This is a genomic window from Methylocaldum sp. RMAD-M (assembly GCF_017832375.1).
Taxonomy (GTDB): domain Bacteria; phylum Pseudomonadota; class Gammaproteobacteria; order Methylococcales; family Methylococcaceae; genus Methylocaldum.
In genome coordinates, this window is the sequence record NZ_JAFIBZ010000001.1 from 41,111 (window position 1) to 55,782 (window position 14,672).

At 58.4% G+C, this 14,672-nt stretch carries 13 protein-coding genes; 9 read left to right on the forward strand and 4 right to left on the reverse strand.

Annotation, left to right across the window (positions count from 1 at the left end):
* Positions 1-2 precede the first annotated feature (2 nt).
* Complete coding sequence (locus JOD69_RS00155; RefSeq protein WP_240506781.1) at positions 3-692, reverse strand: hypothetical protein; 690 nt, start codon at positions 690-692, stop codon at positions 3-5.
* 199 nt (positions 693-891) lie between these two features.
* Between JOD69_RS00155 and JOD69_RS00160 the strand changes: the two genes are divergently transcribed.
* From JOD69_RS00160 to JOD69_RS00170, 3 genes are all read left to right on the forward strand, one after another.
* A complete protein-coding gene (locus JOD69_RS00160; protein ID WP_077730278.1) occupies positions 892-1,896 on the forward strand; it encodes a MoxR family ATPase in 1,005 nt (334 codons plus the stop codon).
* Positions 1,897-2,034: 138 nt separating this feature from the next.
* Positions 2,035-2,676 (forward strand): orotate phosphoribosyltransferase, encoded by a 642-nt coding sequence (gene pyrE, locus JOD69_RS00165; protein ID WP_086133169.1) that lies wholly within the window; start codon positions 2,035-2,037, stop codon positions 2,674-2,676.
* A complete protein-coding gene (locus JOD69_RS00170; RefSeq protein WP_086133168.1) occupies positions 2,673-3,686 on the forward strand; it encodes a DUF4124 domain-containing protein in 1,014 nt (337 codons plus the stop codon). Before pyrE ends, JOD69_RS00170 begins: the two co-directional genes overlap by 4 nt.
* 177 nt (positions 3,687-3,863) lie before the next feature.
* Here JOD69_RS00170 and argB read toward each other — a convergent pair whose 3' ends face one another.
* The 3 genes from argB to coaBC are packed head-to-tail and all read right to left on the reverse strand — an operon-like array spanning position 3,864 to position 6,481.
* Complete coding sequence (gene argB, locus JOD69_RS00175) at positions 3,864-4,781, reverse strand: acetylglutamate kinase (protein ID WP_086133167.1); 918 nt, start codon at positions 4,779-4,781, stop codon at positions 3,864-3,866.
* 55 nt (positions 4,782-4,836) lie between these two features.
* Positions 4,837-5,292, reverse strand: coding sequence for a dUTP diphosphatase (gene dut / locus JOD69_RS00180; protein WP_077730282.1), 456 nt, complete (start codon positions 5,290-5,292; stop codon positions 4,837-4,839).
* Complete coding sequence (coaBC, locus tag JOD69_RS00185; RefSeq protein ID WP_077730283.1) at positions 5,261-6,481, reverse strand: bifunctional phosphopantothenoylcysteine decarboxylase/phosphopantothenate--cysteine ligase CoaBC; 1,221 nt, start codon at positions 6,479-6,481, stop codon at positions 5,261-5,263. The genes dut and coaBC overlap by 32 nt, the downstream gene beginning before the upstream one ends.
* 112 nt (positions 6,482-6,593) lie before the next feature.
* Here coaBC and radC point away from each other — a divergent pair, with 112 nt between their 5' ends.
* The 6 genes from radC to JOD69_RS00215 all read left to right on the forward strand — a co-directional run bounded on the left by radC (position 6,594) and on the right by JOD69_RS00215 (position 14,633).
* Positions 6,594-7,268 carry a DNA repair protein RadC gene (gene radC / locus JOD69_RS00190; RefSeq protein WP_086133166.1) on the forward strand — a complete coding sequence of 225 codons (675 nt, stop codon included), beginning with the start codon at positions 6,594-6,596 and terminating at the stop codon, positions 7,266-7,268.
* 35 nt (positions 7,269-7,303) lie between these two features.
* Positions 7,304-7,987 (forward strand): class I SAM-dependent methyltransferase, encoded by a 684-nt coding sequence (locus tag JOD69_RS00195; protein WP_077730310.1) that lies wholly within the window; start codon positions 7,304-7,306, stop codon positions 7,985-7,987.
* A 431-nt stretch (positions 7,988-8,418) separates the two neighbouring features.
* Positions 8,419-9,681, forward strand: a complete 1,263-nt coding sequence (locus JOD69_RS00200) for a 6-phosphofructokinase (RefSeq protein WP_086133165.1) — start codon at positions 8,419-8,421, stop codon at positions 9,679-9,681.
* A gap of 58 nt (positions 9,682-9,739) precedes the next feature.
* Positions 9,740-11,872, forward strand: coding sequence for a sodium-translocating pyrophosphatase (locus JOD69_RS00205; protein ID WP_205780763.1), 2,133 nt, complete (start codon positions 9,740-9,742; stop codon positions 11,870-11,872).
* 138 nt (positions 11,873-12,010) lie between these two features.
* A complete protein-coding gene (gene gcvT, locus JOD69_RS00210; RefSeq protein WP_086133164.1) occupies positions 12,011-13,111 on the forward strand; it encodes a glycine cleavage system aminomethyltransferase GcvT in 1,101 nt (366 codons plus the stop codon).
* Positions 13,112-13,223: 112 nt separating this feature from the next.
* Positions 13,224-14,633, forward strand: coding sequence for an HDOD domain-containing protein (locus JOD69_RS00215; RefSeq protein ID WP_086133163.1), 1,410 nt, complete (start codon positions 13,224-13,226; stop codon positions 14,631-14,633).
* The last annotated feature ends 39 nt before the right edge of the window (positions 14,634-14,672 follow it).

Sequence of the window (14,672 nt, forward strand, 5' to 3'; positions counted from 1 at the left end):
GATCAGCGCGGCGCGGTTTTTAGCGGCAGGTTCACGACCTGCGGATAACCGTCGAGTTCGAGCCCGATGCGCAGGATTTTGGCGCTTCGGGCTTCTTCTTTTCCGGGAAAAAACAGATAGCCGTAAGCCAGTTCCCCTGGTTGCAATCGCTGGTTGCGCAGCGATTTTCCGATCAAATCCCGGCGTATGCGGTCTTCCAGGTCTTGCGAGTCTTGTCCTCCGCCGACGATTGCTCCGACACCGGCGCCCGCGGCGGCGTGTTCGGGCAGATCGTTGCTGAGTCCGTCGCCAAACCCGCCGTACAAGATCATCCCGATAGCGAACGAGGTCAGCGCACCGGCACCGGCGCCCCATGCGGCGCCTCGCGCCGCATTGCCCATCAGGGTGCCGAACTGCATGGCACTCGCCACGCGGTTATGGGCTTGCTCGCCGGTCAGCAGCGGCCACGCCTGGGCATCCTGATCGATCAGAAACGTTTGCTGCGGGTTGACCCTGACGACGCTCGCGCTTTGATTATCGATGAGGAGACGTACCGGGAGTAGTCCGGCTTTGCGTATGTCGAATCCGAACGCTTGCTCTGCCTGTTCGGGATCAGCGTAAGCTTCTGCCGCCACGCGAGCACCCTCCACGTCCACGTGATCGCGGTTCGACGAGGGCAGCGGCACGGGAGGAATGCGGTTCTCATAGGTCATACAGGAAACCAGCAGGGCGCACATCAATAAAAGCGCGCGTCGGCCGGCCGGGAGGAAAATCGGTAGTGTCGGAGATTGTTTCATTTTCTGAGAGGCCGGATCGGAGCAATCCGCGCGCTGCGGGACGATGACTTCAATTATAATCCATCGTTTTGAAGCGCCTGCGAATCGACTCACTCAAGAGGGATATACGTTACTCATGTTTCAAGAGAACGAAATTTCCGAAAGGACTTTATCGCCCGCTCAACAGGATGTGCAACGGCTCTTCCAGTTTGTGGCGGCCCAGGTAATCGGACAGGATACTCTGATCGAGCGGATGCTGATCGCGCTGCTCGCGGATGGGCACATTCTCGTGGAAGGTGCGCCCGGCCTTGCCAAGACTCGGGCGATCAACGTGCTGAGCCGGGCCGTCGAGGGCGATTTTCACCGCATTCAATTTACCCCGGACTTGCTGCCGGCCGATCTGACCGGCACCGAGATCTATCGTCCTCAGGACGGTTCGTTCCATTTTCAGCCCGGACCGTTGTTCCATAATTTGGTGCTGGCCGACGAGATCAACCGTTCGCCGGCCAAGGTGCAGTCGTCCCTGCTCGAAGCGATGGCGGAACGCCAGATTACCGTCGGTCGCGTGACCTACAAGCTGCCGGATCTGTTCATGGTGATGGCGACACAAAATCCCATCGAACAGGAAGGAACGTATCCGCTGCCCGAGGCGCAGTTGGACCGTTTCATGCTGTATATCCGGATCGGTTATCCCGAAGCCCAGTACGAGCGCGCGATTCTGCGGCTGGTGCGGGAAGAATCCCGGCGCGGACGTGCCGCCTCGGAGGCGGAGTTCAAGTCCGTCAGCCAAGAGACCTTGTTTACGGCGCGGCAAGAAGTGCTCGATCTCTATATGGCCGATACCCTGGAGGAATATCTGCTGCAACTGGTGCTGAGTACCCGCAACCCCGGAGCTTACGGCAAGGAACTCGAACGCTGGCTGCAATACGGCGCGAGTCCCCGCGCCAGCATCGCCCTGGATCGCTGCGCCCGTGCCCGAGCCTGGCTGTACGGACGCGATTACGTGACGCCCGAGGACATTCAATCCATTGCTCCGGACGTGCTGCGCCATCGCTTGATCTTGAGCTATGAGGCGGAAGCGGAAGGCGTGTCGTCGGACCGCGTTGTCCAGGAGCTGCTTCGCCGGGTAGCCGTGCCTTAACCGAGCCGCTTGCGCCGATGTGCTAAAGTTCAATAAGCACATCAGACCCTTTTCGTCGGCGAAGCGGTGCGAAATCATCGGCGCTACTCGCTCGCCGGCGGCTTTAGAAAACGAGATTACAGAGATATAGCCCGATACATGCAGCCATTCCAAGCGGAATTTATCGAATACGCACTCCAATGCGGCGTCTTGCGCTTCGGTGATTTCACCCTGAAGTCCGGTCGGCACAGTCCGTATTTCTTCAATACCGGGCTCTTTGATACCGGAGCCCGTCTGGCAAAGCTCGGCGAGTTCTATGCTAAGACCATGTTGCACGAGGGCATCAAAGCCGATGTCTTGTACGGCCCGGCTTATAAAGGTATCCCCCTGGTTTGCGCCGCGGCCATGGCCCTGGCCCGGGAAACCGGGGAGGAAGTCCCGTTCGCCTTCAATCGCAAGGAGGCTAAGGATCACGGCGAGGGCGGTTCGCTCGTGGGAGCGCCGCTTACAGGTTCGGTGCTGATCGTCGACGACGTGATTACGGCTGGTACCTCGGTGAGGGAGTCGGTGGACATCATCCGGGCTGCCGGGGCGGCACCGAGCGGCGTTCTGATCACCCTGGATCGGCAGGAAAAGGGACGGGGCGAGCTTTCCGCGGTGCAGGAAGTCGCCAATCAGTTTCAGTTGCCGGTTTATTCCATCGTCACGCTGCGCAATATTCTCGAATTTCTTCAGAAGGCCAATCGTCGCACGGACGTTGAAGCGATTCGGGAATACCAGTCCCGATTCGGCGTGTTATGACACCTCTAACCGGTTTTCGCGTTGCCTGGATCACGTTTGCCGTCGCCGTTTATGGGGCGGGCAGCGATGCCGCGACTTACCGGTGGGTCGACGAAAAAGGCGCCGTGCATTACTCCGACCGGGTTCCGCCCGAGGAGGCCAAGCACCGCCGCTCCAAGCTCGATGCCCAAGGGCATGAGGTGGAAGTGCTCGAGGGGGTCAAGTCGCCGGAGCAAATCGAGGGCGAAAACCAGCTCAAACAGTTGCGTCTCGACCAGGAGCGGATTTTGGCCGGGCAGCGGGATCGGGATTTGGCGCTGCTCAGAACCTACCGCAGCGAGGAAGAGATCAACCTGGCCTTGCAAGGAAAATTGAACATGCTGGATTCCTTGATCAAGGTGACCGAAGCCAATAAACAGCGCCAACAGGCGTTATTGGACGGACAGGAAAAGCGCGCCGCAGATCTGGAGAAAAAAGGGCAGGCGATTCCAAAAAGTCTACGCGACACAATGGAAGCGGCACGACGACAGATCGCCGGTCACGAGGCGAAAATAAAGCGCATCGAAGCCGAAAAAGCCTCAATTTCGGATAGCTTTGCCAAGGACATCGCCCGCTTCAAAGCGATCAACGACCCGAAGCGCGGCTTGAGATGGCATCAAACCTGGATCGAGTCGCCGAATAGCGCGGATAAGTCCGATACCGGGAACATCATCGTCAGCGCTGTTTCCTGCTCAGCGGGAGCGATGTGCGACAAGGCGTGGAGCCTTGCGCGAGCTTACCTGCTCGAACATACCGATACACCGTTATCCATCGATAACGACAAAATCCTGCAAACGGCGGCTCCCCGTGACGAGCGGGAGTTCACTACAACCGTTACCCGCATCACCCGCAAAACCGAGAACGTCATTTTTCTCGACATACGGTGCCGGCCGTCGACAGTCGGCGAAACGCTTTGCGCAAGCCCCGAAGTTCGCCAGATCCGTGCCGGTTTCAAGCCTTACGTAGAGGCCGGTTTGGCCGGTCCTGGGTGAGTTTCGTGAGCGGGCACCTCGAAAAACTTCGAGGTGCTCGTACGGGGCAGTGATGCCCCGTCGTTTTCGGCCGCGTAAGCGGCTGAAAACGTAAGCCAAGCCGAAACCGCGTTTGGGCTTGGCGAAGAGAAAAACCGCCGGGAAGGCGGTTTTTCGAGGTTTCAAGCGCCGGTTCCGTTAGCGACGCATCAGGAGCGTGCCGATCCCCTGATCGGTGAAAAGCTCCAACAGCACGGCGTGGTCGATCCGTCCGTCGATGATGTGAACGCTGGCGACGCCGCCTTTGAGAGCGTCCGTGGCGCAGCGCACCTTCGGGATCATGCCGGAGGTAATGGTGCCGTCCGAGATCAAATCATCCACTTCGGACAGGGATAGCCCGGTCAATAGACTTCCTTCCTTGTCCAGAATGCCCTTGGTGTTGGTTAAAAGTATCAGCTTTTCGGCTTTCAAGACCTCCGCCATTTTGCCCGCCACCAAGTCGGCATTGATGTTGTAGGAAAAACCGTCGGCACCGACGCCGATCGGTGCGATGACCGGGATGAAATCGCCCTGTACCAGCATGTCCACCACGGACGGGTCGATGCTCTCGACCTCGCCGACATGGCCCAGATCGATGATCTCGGGTTCCTCGGTTTCCTCGGTTTCCGGAGAACGTTGCTTGACCACGATCTTGCGGGCACGCACTAAGTCGCCGTCCTTGCCGCTCAGTCCGACCGCCGAACCGCCATGCCGGTTGATCAAATTGACGATTTCCTTGTTGACCAGGCCGCCGAGCACCATTTCGACTACATCCATGGTTTCGGCATCGGTCACCCGCATGCCTTGCACGAATTCGCTGGTCTTGCCCAAACGTTGCAGCAGATTGCCGATTTGGGGGCCGCCGCCGTGGACGACGACCGGATTGATGCCGACGAGCTTCAGCAACACGATGTCCCGGGCGAAGCTGTTCTTGAGCCGTTCCTCGGTCATGGCATTGCCGCCGTACTTGACGACTACGGTCTTGCCTTTGAAGCGCCGGATGTAAGGCAGCGCTTCGATCAGGACGTGCGCGATGTGGGTTGCGGAGTTGATTTCGATGGACTCTTGCTTTTTCACGGATGACTCCAGGAGAGTGGGGCGGAAGCACGCTGTTCCGCCGGATGTCTGAATCCTATTGATGCCCCGTATGTCCGAAGCCCCCAGCGCCTCTTCGGCTGGTTTCGAAGTCATCGACCCGTTCGAATTCCACCTGCACTACCGGCACGAACACCATCTGCGCAACACGGTCGCCGATCTGGATTTCGAAGGATTCGGTTCCCCGGTTCCAGCAGGAGACGAAAACCTGGCCCTGGTAATCGGAATCGATCAGGCCGACCAAATTGCCGAGCACGATGCCGTGCTTGTGTCCGAGTCCCGAGCGCGGCAACAGTACGGCGGCGAGATTGGGGTCTTCGATGTGGATGGCGAGCCCCGTCGGAATCAGTTTGGATTCGCCCGGTTCGAGCCGTAGCGGTTCGTCGAGGCAGGCCCTAAGATCCAGCCCGGCCGCGCCGGAGGTGGCGTAATGGGGCAGGGGAATCTCGCTCCCGAGGCGCTTATCGAGAATCTTTAACTGAATTTTGCGCATGATAACGTTCGGCAATGAGTCGTATGAGTTGTTCGGCAATGGTTTTCTTCGGAGCTAGCGGCAAATAGGTATGACCGCCGTTCCAGCAAACGAAGAGCGCGTTGTCGTCGTTTTCGAATCCGCCTTTGTCACGCCCGACCCAGTTGGCGGCCACCATGTCCAGCGATTTGGCCGCCAGCTTGTGCCGGGCATAGTCTTCGAGTTTATCGGTCTCGGCGGCGAAGCCCACGGTGAACGGGCGTTTCGGCGAGGCGCTGACGGCGCTCAGTATGTCCTGGGTCTTGCGCAGTGTCAGAACCATCTCCGACTGGTTTTTCTTGATTTTTTGGTTCGCTGTGGTTTCCGGGGAATAGTCAGCCACCGCCGCGGCGCCGATATAGATATTGGCGGACGGGACCTTGTCCATGACGCAGCGGTACATGTCCGCGGCGCTCTCGACCCATGAGACCTCGTGTACGTTCGGGACCTTCAGGGCCGTGGGGCCGGTCACCAGACTGACCTTCGCGCCAGCCCGCCCGGCGGCCTCCGCAAGCGCGTAGCCCATCTTGCCCGAGCTTCGGTTGCTGATGTAACGCACCGGATCAATCGGTTCGCGGGTAGGGCCAGCGCTGATCAGGACCGACAGTCCGGCCAGAACCCCGCCTCCGAAGAAGCTTTCCAACTCCTCCAAAATCCGTTGCGGTTCTAAGAGCCGGCCCATGCCGACCTCGCCGCAGGCCTGATCGCCTTCCGCCGGCCCGAGTATTCGAACGCCCCGGTCGGACAGGCGGCGGACGTTCTCTTGGGTCGCCGGGTTGTCCCACATGGCCTGGTTCATGGCGGGGGCGAAGGCGATCGGGGCGCGGGTTGCCAGGCACACCGTCGACAAAAGATCGTCGCCGAGTCCGATCCGGAGCTTGGCAATGAAATCGGCCGTGGCCGGCGCGATCAGCACCAGATCCGCCCACCGGGCCAGGCTGATATGCCCCATGGCCGATTCCTCGCCGGTATCGAGCAACTCGGTATGCACCGGATTGCCAGAAAGCGCCTGAAACGTCAGCGGAGAGACGAAAGCCGTCGCTGCATGGGTCATGACGACCCGTACCGAGGCGCCGGCATTACGCAAAAGTCTGGTCAGTTCGGCAGCTTTGTAGGCGGCGATACCGCCCGTAACACCCAAAACGATGTTTTTACCGGTGAGATAGGTCAATGTTGGCTGGTTTCGATAAGAGGTTGAGCCGCCGCATTATGGCAAGTTTGCGTTACGGCTTCTATGCTTTGCTGCGATTCGGTTTGAAACACTTTATTGGACGGGGGGAGCTATGCCCATCACGGATTGGCCCGACGACGAAAGACCGCGGGAAAAGCTGCTTCAAAAAGGACCGCTGGCTTTGTCGGACGCGGAGCTGTTGGCGATTTTCCTGCGCACGGGGGTCAAAGGCAAAACCGCGGTGGATCTGTCTCGCGAACTGCTGACCGAGTTCGGCTCGCTGAGGGCATTGCTGGAAAGCGACTTCGAACGGTTCAGCCGCAGCCGCGGGCTCGGGACGGCCAAATATGCCTTGCTTCAGGCCGTGCTCGAAATGGCCCGAAGACATCTCAAGGAGACGCTCCGGCGCGGAAGCGCGCTAACCAGTCCCGACCTGACCCGCCGCTATCTCGCCGCGCAGTTGCGCAGCCATCCTCACGAGGTATTCGCGGCTCTCTTTCTCGACAATCAGCACCGGATCATCGAATTTGAAGAACTGTTCCGGGGCACCATAGATGGAGCCAGCGTCTATCCTAGGGAAGTGGTGAAAAAGGCCTTGTCCTTCAATGCCGCGGCCGTGATATTCGCCCACAACCATCCTTCGGGCATCGCCGAACCCAGCGAGGCCGACAAGCACATCACGCACAGGCTCAAGCAAGCCTTGTCGCTCATCGATATACGCGTGCTCGATCATTTCATCGTTGGTGACGGGGAAGCCTATTCTTTCGCTGAGCACGGGTTGATATAGTGCGTTGCTAAGCGATCTTGTCGATGGAGCCGAACATGCAGCGTGTACCCGAGCCGGAATTGATGGACGAGGAAGATCAGGCCCGTGCCTATGCGGAAGCGGATTTTTCCGAGCCGCACGATCATTTCGTCTCCCTGTTTCGATCCGCGTTTCCGGACGACACGCTGGCCGGCGCAGTTCTCGACTTAGGCTGCGGTTCGGCCGACGTAACCGTGCGTTTCGCCCGCGCCTTTCCGAATTGCCGGATCGACGGCGTGGACGGCGCCGAAGCCATGCTCGAGTTCGGCCGTAAAGCCGTTCGCTCGGCAGGCTTGGAGCAGCGTATCCGGCTGATCAGAGCCTATCTTCCCGATGCCACCTTACCGCTGACGTCTTACGATGCGGTGATCTCGAATTCGCTGCTCCATCACCTGGCCGATCCCATGGTGTTATGGGCGTCCGTGAAGCGGTGGGGAAAATCCGGCGCGCCGATTTTTATTATGGACCTGCTGCGGCCCGAGAGCGAAGAGCAGCTAAACGAACTGGTCCGGCAGTATGCGGCCGACGCGCCGGAGGTGCTGAAACGGGATTTCTCGAACTCCCTTCGTGCGGCTTACCGGCCGGATGAAATCCGCGCGCAATTGGAGAAAGCCGGCCTAGCCGATTTTGCCGTCACTATCGTCAGCGATCGTCATCTCGTCGTGTCGGGCCGACTTTCTTTGCTGGAAACCCAGCGTTAAGCGGGTGACCGAGGCCGCTTTCATGGCCGAATAGAGTCAGTTCTTGCACGACGCATTTGTCGCGTTGACTCGAGGACCGCCGCCGATTCTGTCGTTGCTCCGGACTCCGGGCAAGACGCTCAGCACATTGTCGCCCGTGCCGCCTTAATGGCTCGGCGACACGGATCACCCTTATGCCGCATCTGTGTAAACATCTCAGACGCGGCGAATCGTCCCCGCGCATTGCTCGGCGTGTCACGGGAGGAGGCGCAGTAGAAAGGCTAAAGACAACATCGGACGCTGTGGAAAACAATCATCGTATCTGGCTGTCAAGTCCAATATAGCCGTATGGTGCAAATACCCTTGGCGGTTAGCCTAAGCGCCTTGTACTGCAAGGGTAATTGTTCTAATGTAGGCTTTTTATTAGGACTTTAGAACGATAAAGGGCGGCCATGGCCATTCGGAATGCATTTTATGCCCAATCCGGCGGTGTAACCGCCGTCATTAACGCATCGGCATGCGGTGTGATCGAAACCGCGCGGCGGCACCGTAATCATATTGGTAGTGTTTATGCCGGGCGGAATGGCATTATCGGTGCGTTGACCGAAGATCTTATCGACACGGCTCAGGAATCCGATCAAGCCATTGCCGGGCTGCGGCACACGCCGGGCGGCGCTTTCGGCTCCTGCCGCTACAAGCTGAAGGGACTCGAGGAGAGCAAGGCGCAATACGAACGGCTGATCGAAGTCTTCAAGGCCCACGACATCGGCTATTTCTTCTACAACGGCGGCGGCGATTCGGCCGATACCTGTCTGAAAGTGTCTCAGCTTTCGGAGAAGATGGGTTATCCATTGTGCGCCATTCATATTCCCAAGACGGTCGATAACGACCTGCCCATTACCGACAACTGTCCCGGTTTCGGTTCCGTAGCCAAGTACATTGCGGTTTCCACCCGTGAAGCGAGCTTCGACGTGGCCTCGATGGCGGCCACTTCAACCAAGATATTCGTGATCGAGGTCATGGGGCGCCATGCTGGCTGGATCGCTGCCGCCGGAGGATTGGCGGCCGATGCGGAACACGATATCCCGCTGGTGATCCTGTTTCCCGAAATTCCCTTCGATCAAACCGAGTTTCTGGCCGCGGTCGACGAGAGGGTCAAGCGTTACGGTTATTGCTCGGTAGTGGTCTCGGAAGGCGTAAAGGGGGCGGACGGCAAGTTTCTGGCCGATGCCGGTATCAAAGACGTTTTCGGCCACACCCAGCTTGGCGGTGTCGCCCCGGTCATTGCCGCTCTGATCAAGAGCTCGCTGGGCCACAGGTATCACTGGGCCGTGGCCGATTATCTGCAGCGCGCCGCCCGGCACATTGCTTCCAGAACCGATGTCGAACAGGCTTACGGCCTCGGTAAGGCCGCCGTCGAACTGGCTTTGGATGGCCGGAATGCGGTCATGCCCACGATCGATCGTATTTCCGATTCGCCCTATCGGTGGAAGATCGGTCACGCCGACTTGTCGGACGTGGCCAATGTGGAAAAGAAGATGCCGCGGGAATTCATTTCTCCAGACGGCTTCGGCATTACCGATGCTTGTCGCGCCTATTTGCTCCCTTTGATAGAGGGCGAAGATTACCCGCCGTACAAAGATGGCTTGCCGAATTACGTCGTGTTGAAAAATGCGTCGGTTCCCAAGAAGCTGACCAGCCAATTTGCAGTTTGATTTCCGAGTTCATGCCCCATGTGACGTAAAAACAAGAAAGCAAAAAGAGGAGGAGAAAATGGCTTATTTACTCGTCGCCCGCGCGCAAGAGGGCGTCCGGTTAGTGCTGAATGACCGTCGCTGTAAAATGATCGCCGGTTTGGGACTCATCGAGTTCCTATACATCGGTTTCACAATCGGCTGGGGAGTGGCTTTCGCGTTCACGGCTGCGGTTGCCGCCCTGATCTACGGAATCCTTTCCATTGCCTGGATTAATATTCAATCGCCGGGCAATGAGCGCATGGTGGAAATTGCCTCCGCCATTCAGCAAGGCGCCAAAGCTTATCTGAACCGCCAGTACAAGACGATCGGTCTGGTCGGCGGGGTTCTCTTCCTCGTTATCGGTGTCGCCCTCGGGTGGGCTGTCGCCATCGGCTTTGCCGTCGGTGCGGTGCTGTCCGGCGTTGCCGGTTACATCGGCATGAACATCTCGGTGCGCTCCAATTCCCGCACTGCACAGGCCGCATATCAAGGCATGAATGCCGCTTTCACCGTGGCTTTCCGGGGCGGTGCCATCACCGGCCTGTTGGTGGTCGGATTGGGCCTTTTGGGTGTCGCCGGTTACTATGTCATCCTGAAAGCCTCCGGCGTCGACGATCCGTTGCACGCACTGGTGGGACTCGCCTTCGGTGGTTCTTTGATTTCCATCTTCGCCCGTTTGGGCGGCGGCATCTTTACCAAGGGCGCCGACGTGGGCGCCGATTTGGTGGGCAAGGTCGAGGCCGGGATTCCCGAGGACGATCCCCGAAATCCTGCGGTCATCGCCGACAACGTGGGCGACAACGTGGGCGATTGTGCCGGCATGGCCGCCGACTTGTTCGAGACCTACGCGGTGACGATCGTCGCCACCATGCTGCTGGCCAGCCTGCTCACTGCCGGGTCGGAGAACGCCATCGCTTATCCCTTGGTGCTCGGCGGAATTTCCATCATTGCATCCATAATCGGCACTTCTTTCGTGGAGGTTGCCGAGGGACGCAAGATCATGAGCGGCCTCTACAAAGGCGTCATCGTCTCCGGCGGCTTGTCCGCCCTGGCGTTCTATCCGGTCACTCTGGCATTGTTCGGTGGCGATGTTTCGTTTGCGGGCGAATCGATTTCGGCCCACAGCATCTATTTCTCCGCCCTCATCGGTCTTGTTCTTACAGGGGTGATGGTCGCCATCACCGAATACTACACGGCAACCGAATTCAAGCCGGTTCAGCATATCGCATCGGCGTCGACCACCGGGCACGCTACCAACATCATCGCGGGGCTTGGCATCTCCATGAAGTCGACGGCGGGCCCCGTTGTTGCCGTATGTGCCAGCATCTGGGGAGCCTACGAGCTGGCCGGTTTGTTCGGAATCGCCGTGGCGGCCACGGCAATGCTGTCCATGACCGGCATGATCGTGGCGCTGGACGCCTACGGTCCCATTACGGACAACGCCGGGGGCATCGCTGAGATGGCCGATTTGCCCGCCGAAATCCGTAACATCACCGATCCTCTCGATGCCGTCGGCAATACCACCAAAGCGGTAACCAAGGGGTACGCCATCGGCTCCGCAGGGCTTGCCGCGCTCGTGCTGTTCGCCGACTACACCCATAATTTGGGCGGCGGCATTACCTTCGACTTGTCGAACCACATGGTGGTCATCGGGCTTTTCATCGGCGGCTTGGTGCCTTATCTGTTCGGTGCTTTGGCCATGGAGGCCGTGGGCCGTGCCGCAGGCGGAATCGTTAACGAGGTTCGGCGGCAGTTCCGCGAGATTCCCGGCATCATGGACTATACCGCCAAGCCCGATTATTCGAAGGCGGTGGACATGCTGACCGTGGCCGCGATCAAGGAAATGATCGTGCCATCCCTGTTGCCCGTGGCGATACCCATTCTGGTGGGGTTGCTGCTCGGTAAGGAGGCATTGGGCGGCGTACTCATCGGTTCGATCATTACCGGGCTGTTCGTGGCCATTTCCATGACCACCGGAGGCGGTGCCTGGGATAACGCGAAAAAATATATAGAGGACGGCCATTATGGCGGCAAGGGGTCCGAAGCCCATAAGGCGGCGGTGACCGGCGATACCGTCGGCGACCCGTACAAGGACACGGCGGGCCCGGCCGTGAATCCGATGATCAAGATCATCAATATCGTGGCTCTTTTGATCATTCCGTTACTGTAAGTGACGCGACGATCCAGTTATCGAGGCCGGCTTTGCCGGCCTCTTTGTTTCATGCATTTTTGATTCCTTTGTCTAGTCGGAATAGGCGAGCGATTAGGTCTAACCGAATATTCATTCGTTAATATCGGGTTTGAACCCATGGTGCGCAAAACAATCTTGAATGAGATCCACCGGCAGGCCGGCGGACGCATGGTGGAGTTCGCGGGTTGGGAGTTGCCGCTTCATTATGGTTCGCAACTGGAGGAGCATCATGCCGTGCGCCGGGATGCCGGTGTTTTCGATGTGTCGCACATGACCGTCATCGATCTCGACGGCGCGGATTGCGGGCGGTTTCTGAGAATGCTCCTGGCGAACGATGTCGATCGATTGAGCGGTCCCGGCAAGGCTCTGTATAGCTGCGTGCTTAACGAGAGCGGCGGGATACTGGATGACTTGACCGTTTTCCGCAGGGCAGGGGATCGGTTTCGGATTGTGAGCAATGCCGCTACTCGCGACAAGGTCATCTCTTGGATACAGCGGCAGGTCTCTGGATTCTCCGTGGGCTTCCTGCCCAGACAGGATCTCGCGATTATCGCGGCGCAAGGGCCGGAAACGAGGCGCAAAGCGCGTGATGGCCTGCCTTCCGAATTGCATGCGGCCGTTATGTCCTTGGCGCCGTTCGAATTTGCCGAGGCTGACGATTGGTTTTTGTCTTGCAGCGGATATACCGGCGAAGACGGTTTGGAAATCATCTTGCCTCAGGCCGATGCTGCTGCCCTGTGGGCAGTACTGATCGCTAACGGTTTTAGACCCTGCGGGCTTGGGGCGAGGGATACCTTGCGTCTTGAAGCCGGAATGCGGCTTTATGGATTGGACATGGACGAGACCGTAAGCCCTTTGGAATCCGGACTGGGTTGGACCGTGGCCTGGGAGCCGGTCGAGCGGCAGTTTATCGGTCGCAAGGCCTTGGAGGAGCAGCGGAAAATCGGGCAACTGCGCCGTTTTGTGGGACTCGTGTTGAACGATAAAGGCGTGCTGCGCCATGGGCAGAAGGTCGTCGTTCCGCCGTTTGGTGAAGGTGTTGTTACGAGCGGGATTTTCTCGCCTACACTGAATCGCTCGGTCGGCTTTGCTCGTCTGCCTCCCGGCAGCTATGAGCGTGCCTGGGTAGAGATTCGCGGCCAATCGAAAGAGGCGTGGATTACGCCGCCACGTTTTGTCAGGCAGGGGCACGCGGCTTTCGGCTTGGATCGAATTTAGCAGCTATTAAGCTAGTATTTATAGGGTGGTTAGCATGGGCTCGCCGAGTTGTATGTGAGGCGTGTCACATAAACGAAAATAATATTCCGCCTTGGAGTGTGAGCGGCTATAGATGAATACCCTCGTATTGGCAATCGGTATCCTCAGTCTCGGTGTGGCGGGCTGGCTCGGCTTCAAGTTGGTCGCCGCTAAAAGGACCGCTGCTCGTTCCGATATTCAGGATCCTTCGGATTCGTTTCTGTTGGACTCGCCCAGTGTCGAGCCCACGCTCATCCGAACCGAGCCGGTTCCTCCCGAAATTCTTAAGCGTTTGGCGCCGCTGGCAACACTGAGCGAGGAGGAACTGATCGCCTTCGCTTCCGGGCGCCTAATGGAGTTCTATCCGGCAGGTTCGACCGTGCTTCGTGGCGCTGAAATGCCCGAGACGGCAGTGTTTCTGCTTAAAGGCACGGTTATGGTCGGGCCGGAACGTGGCGGCAAGACGAAGGTGGATTCGGATAGCGATGCCGCACGCTTCCCGCTGAATCGCGACGGGCTGAGTTCGATTGCGGCGAATGCCTGGACGGACGTTTGGGTGCTGCGCGTGCCCGCAGTGATCTTGCGACAGTATGCGGAGAGATCGAGCGCCCGGACGATAGTTCCGCCCGATTTGACTCGATCGCCGCTTCCTCGTGAACTGGGTGGGAGCAATTTGTTTTATGTCTTCTGCCGTACCTTTCATAAAGGCAAGCTCGACTTGCCGGCTTTTCCGTCCGTGGCCTTCAAATTAAGGCAGGCCATGCGCGAGGAGATCGATTTCGTAAAGGCGACAAAAATCGTGCAGATGGATCCCGTACTTGCGACTAAGTTGGTGCAAGTGGCCAATTCTCCTCTCTATCTCACGGCCGAGCCGGTCAAGACGTGTCAGAGCGCCATTGCTCGGCTAGGTCTGGTGGCGACCCGCAACCTCATTTTCACCATGAGTATGAAAGGTCTCTTCAACGCGGGTAGTCCGCAGATCAGAAAACTCATGTTGGACGTGTGGAAGAGCAGCCTTCAACTGTCGGTGATTTCTTCCGTGCTGGCGGCGAGAACCGGTCAGGTCGATCCCGATAAAGCGCTGTTGGGCGGATTGATCGTTCGCATCGGCGCCATTCCTTTTCTGTCTTTTGCCGAAAAATTTCGGTCTGAGTATCACGGCTCGGCGGAACTCGAGGCAGCCCTGCCGATTATTCAAGGGCCGGTCGGCCAATATTTGCTCGCTAAGTGGGAGTTTGCCGACGAATATCTCGATCTTCCGATCATTGCCGAGCAATGGAACTACTCGTCGGGTACGGATCGGCTGGGTTTGGCCGATATCGTCCGGCTAGCGGCCTGGCACAGTTATGTCGGAACGCCCAAGATGGGAGATTTGCCCCCGATCACCGAATTACCCGCATACGCTAAGCTCAAAGATGCCACGCTGACTCCGGAGCAGTCGCTCAAGGTATTGTACGATGCCAAGGAGCAGATTGCCGAAACCTTGAGGGTATTCGGTCAGTAATGTATGTAACAGTTTTCGACAGTGTCCTGTGATAGAGTT